General features: G+C 70.5%; 4 protein-coding genes. 3 read left to right on the forward strand and 1 reads right to left on the reverse strand.

Annotated features, from left to right (window positions below; translation table 11 throughout):
• Positions 1-161 precede the first annotated feature (161 nt).
• Positions 162-770 carry a toxin-antitoxin system, toxin component family protein gene (locus CCN42_RS39630; protein WP_169731616.1) on the reverse strand — a complete coding sequence of 203 codons (609 nt, stop codon included), beginning with the start codon at positions 768-770 and terminating at the stop codon, positions 162-164.
• A gap of 200 nt (positions 771-970) precedes the next feature.
• On the opposite strand from CCN42_RS39630, the gene CCN42_RS39635 reads away from it, so the two are divergent.
• From CCN42_RS39635 to CCN42_RS39645, 3 genes are read left to right on the forward strand one after another with little or no spacing between them, the layout of a single operon-like run.
• On the forward strand, positions 971-2329 hold the full coding sequence (locus CCN42_RS39635; RefSeq protein WP_086741989.1) for an extracellular solute-binding protein: 1359 nt from the start codon (positions 971-973) through the stop codon (positions 2327-2329).
• Positions 2326-3267 (forward strand): carbohydrate ABC transporter permease, encoded by a 942-nt coding sequence (locus CCN42_RS39640; protein WP_086741990.1) that lies wholly within the window; start codon positions 2326-2328, stop codon positions 3265-3267. The genes CCN42_RS39635 and CCN42_RS39640 overlap by 4 nt, the downstream gene beginning before the upstream one ends.
• Positions 3264-4124 (forward strand): carbohydrate ABC transporter permease, encoded by an 861-nt coding sequence (locus tag CCN42_RS39645; RefSeq protein WP_086741991.1) that lies wholly within the window; start codon positions 3264-3266, stop codon positions 4122-4124. Before CCN42_RS39640 ends, CCN42_RS39645 begins: the two co-directional genes overlap by 4 nt.
• Positions 4125-4219 lie beyond the last annotated feature (95 nt).

The raw sequence follows: 4219 nt of genomic DNA on the forward strand, positions 1-4219 counted from the left end.
TGGACCGTCCACGGCAGCGGGACGTCGCGGATGAAGGTCTCCCGGCGGGCGGATCAGCCGCAGTTCGGGGGCGGAGCGCGGGGTGAAGGGGGCCCCGCTGCCGTGGACGGTCCAGATCGGTCCGGCCGCGGCGTCCGGCGCGCGCCGGACGGTGGCGGTCGTCACCGTGGTGTGCCTCGGTGTACGTGGTGGCCGAGGGGCCGCTGCGGGAGGCCGGGCGGCGCTCCGGTGCCGGGCTCGCCGCTCACCAGCGGCCGGAACGCCGCGGCCAGCCGGTGCCCGAAGTCGTCGGCCTCGGCTTCCTCGCGCTGCCGGGAGCCGTCGCGGGCGGCGACGGTGAGGGCGGTGCCGCGCCGGCCGGGCCCGGTGGCGAGCGCCTGCGTAGCGGCGGTGCCGGTCGGGCGGTGACGGCCGTGTCCGGCGTGCAGGTGCCACAGTTCGTGGCCGAGGATGACGAGCTGCTGGAGGGCTTCGGCCCGTTCCTCGACGATGACCAGGTCGAAGTCCTGGAACTCCACCCACAGGCCGGTGACTTCAAGCTCGTCGGGGAACCGTTCGAAGCGCAGTTCGACGGGCCGTCCGCCGCGCTGGGCGCTCATCTCCTCGCACACCGCGTGGCACACCTGGCGGATGCCGGTGGGGGGCCGCGGCCGGACCCGCAGGCCGGCGTCGAGCCGGGCCGTCAGACGGCGCATGGCGGAGCCGGTCCGTGCGTGTCGCGGCGCCGCGGCGGGCCGGACCGCGCTGTGCCGCGCGCCGGGGTCGTCCATCGCCCCCCTTCCCGCCGCCGTCCGTGCGCCGCACGACGGTTCGTCGAGGGTACGCGGCGGGTCGGGGGGCGACCACGCCGTTTTCGCGAGTTCCTGTTCAACCCATTGACGCGCACGCGCTTCGACCTTACGGTCCGTTCGAAGTTACGAGCGACATTCGATATACCGAACGTAGAGAACTCGAACAGTAAGGGCAGGGAATGGGACAACCTGGCCTGAACCGCAGGCAGATGCTGGCCGGCCTCGGCGGACTGACGATCGCGGGAAGCTTCGGCTTCGCCGCCCTCGGCACCGGCGCTGACGCACTCGCCTCCGGAGCCCGTACGCGGGTGAGGTACTGGAACCTCTTCAGCGGCGGCGACGGCTACAACATGGTCTCGATGCTGGACGCCTTCCGTGAGGAGCATCCGGACGTCGCGGTGAAGGACTCCACCCTCCAGTGGGGCAACCCCTTCTACACCAAGCTCGCCATGGCGGCGGCCGGCAACCGCGCCCCGGACCTCGGCGTCATGCACCTGGGCCGGGTCACCGGCTTCTCGCCCGGCCGCCTCCTGGACCCCTGGGACGTCGGCCTGCTCGCCAAGTACGGCGTGCGGGAGGCCGACTTCAACCCCGAGCTGTGGCGGCGGGCCGTCATCGACGGCAAGCTCTACGCCCTCCCGCTCGACATCCACGTCCAGCTCTGCTTCTACCGCAAGGACGTGCTGCGCAAGGCGGGCCTGCTCGGCTCCGACGGGCGGATGATCTCCCCGGCGTCGGCCGACGAGTGGTTCGCCATGCTCGAGGAGGCCAGGGCGGCCACCAAGAAGGGGCTGCAGACCATCGGCCTGTGGCTCAACGACCAGAACTTCCAGTGGTGGTTCTTCGTCGCCTTCTACACCCAGCTCGGCGGCACCTGGTTCGACGAGGCCCGCACCGAGGTCACCTTCGACACCGACAAGGCCACCCAGGTCCTGGAGTTCCTGCGCCGGCACATCACCGACGGGTACGCCAACCCCAACTTCGGCGGCGGCGCGGGCGCGGAGCAGTTCATCAACGGCTCCCCCTTCGCCTGGGAGGGCAACTGGTCGGTGCCGGTCTTCGACACCGCGAAGGTCGACTACGGAGCCACCCCGCTGCCGCCCGTCTTCGGGCGGCAGGCGACCCACGCCGAGTCGCACGCCTTCGTGCTGCCGCACCAGTCCGGCCGGGGCGGCGCCGCCAACGAGGGGGCCCACCAGCTCGCCGCCTACATCGTCAAGAACGCCCGGGCCTGGGCGGGCGGCGGTCACATCCCCGCCTACACCCCCATCCTGACCACCCCCGGTTACCGGAAGCTGAACCCGCAGAGCGAGTACGTCTCGGCCATGGACCACCAGGCCACCGAGCCGAAGGTGTGGTTCGCCGGCTCCACCGGCATCCTCGCCCAGCGCATCGGCCCGGTCATCGTCTCCTCGACGATGGGCTCCGCCAAGCCGGACGCCGCCGCCCGCCGGATGAAGAGCGCGCTCACCGGCCTCCTCGCCATGAAGAACCCCATGGACGGGAAGACCGCCGCGCAGGGAGGTGCGGTCGCATGACGACGACCAGTGCCGAGACCGTCATCGTCCCCGCCCGCGCGCGGACCGCCACGGAGAGCGCCACCGCCCGCCGCAAGCAGGGCTTCCAGCACGGCGGCTGGTTCGTCGCCCCGTTCCTCGCGCTGTTCGCGCTGTTCGTGGTCTGGCCGCTGCTGCGCGGCCTCTGGCTCAGCTTCACGGACGCCAACATCTCCGGCGAGGGCGCGAGCTTCGTCGGCCTCGACAACTACCGCGAGGCCCTCCAGGACGACGTCATGTGGGAGGCCCTCGGCCACAGCGCGTACTTCACGCTCCTGGTCGTCCCCTGCATCACCGTCCTCGCCTTCCTCCTCGCGATGCTCGCCCACCACATCGAGCGCGGGAAATGGCTCTGGCGGCTGTGCTTCTTCGCCCCGTTCCTGCTGCCCTCCACCGTCGCCGCCAACCTGTGGCAGTGGCTGTTCAACCCCGGCACCGGGATGATCAACCACGTCTTCGGCATCGACACCCCGTGGCTCACCGACAAGGCGTACGCCATGCTCGCCGTCGTCCTCACCACCCTGTGGTGGACGGTCGGCTTCAGCTTCCTGCTCTACCTCGCCGCCCTCCAGGGCATCCCCGGCCACCTCTACGAAGCGGCCAAGCTGGACGGCGCGAACGCCTGGCACCGCATGGTGCACATCACCCTGCCGATGCTGCGCAACATCACCGGCCTCGTCATCGCCCTCCAGATCCTCGCCTCGCTCCAGGTCTTCGACCAGGCCGTCGTCATGCAGGACTTCGGGCCCGGGCCCGAAGGGTCCACCAGGACCTTCGTGCAGTACACGCTCGAAGAGGGCTTCACCAGCTACCGCGTGGGCTACGCCTCCGCCATCTCCATCATCTTCTTCGTGATCATCGCGGCCGTCGCCCTCGCGCGGATGTGGCTGCTGCGCAACCGTGAGGAGGGCGGCCGATGAGCGGCGCCGCACAGATCCCGGTCAGGCCGCGCCGGGCCTGGACCCCCAGCCAGATCGTCCTCACCCTCCTCGGCACCGCCGTCTCCGTGGTGTTCCTCTCCCCGCTCGCCTGGGCGCTGTTCACCTCGCTGAAGTCGGAGACCGAGGCCGTGGCGGTGCCGCCGCGCTGGCTGCCCAGGGAATGGACGGGCCAGGCCTGGTCGGCGATCTTCGAGAACGGCAACATCACCAACTGGTTCGTGAACTCGCTGGTCGTCTCCGTCTGCGTGACCACCGTCGTGCTGGCCGTCTCGGCGCTCGCCGGATACGGCTTCGCCCGCACCGAGTTCCGCGGCAAGGGCGCCCTGATGGGCGTCGTCATGGCGGGCCTGATGGTCTCCCCGGCCGTCCTCGGCGTCCCGCTGTTCACCACGGTCCAGCAGATGGGGATGGTCGACACCTACTGGGGCATGATCCTGCCGCAGTGCGCGCCCGCCGCGATGGTCTACATCCTCTACAAGTTCTTCCAGGGCATCCCGCGCGAACTCGAAGAGGCCGCGTTCATCGACGGCGCGGGCCGCTGGCGGGTCTTCTTCACCATCGTCGTCCCGCTCGCCCGGCCCTCCCTCGCCGCGGTCGGCATCTTCACCTTCATCGCGTCGTGGAACAACTTCCTGTGGCCGTACATGGTCACCAACAACCCCGACCTGATGACCATGCCGAACGGCATCGCGACCGTCATGAACTCCTACGGCATCCAGTGGGCCCAGCTGATGGCCGGCGGCCTGATGGCGGGCCTGCCCCTCATCGTCGTCTTCGTCTTCTTCCAGCGGCAGATCGTGGCGGGCGTCGCCCACACGGGATTGGCGGGACAGTGACCGTGACCGTGCGCACCACCCTCACCGCCGTCGCGACGGCCACCCTCATGGCCCTGCTGCCCACCACGGCCCAGGCGGCGCAGACCCACCCCGAC

The sequence above is a fragment of the Streptomyces glaucescens genome, from assembly GCF_002154375.1.
GTDB classification, from domain to species: domain Bacteria; phylum Actinomycetota; class Actinomycetes; order Streptomycetales; family Streptomycetaceae; genus Streptomyces; species Streptomyces glaucescens.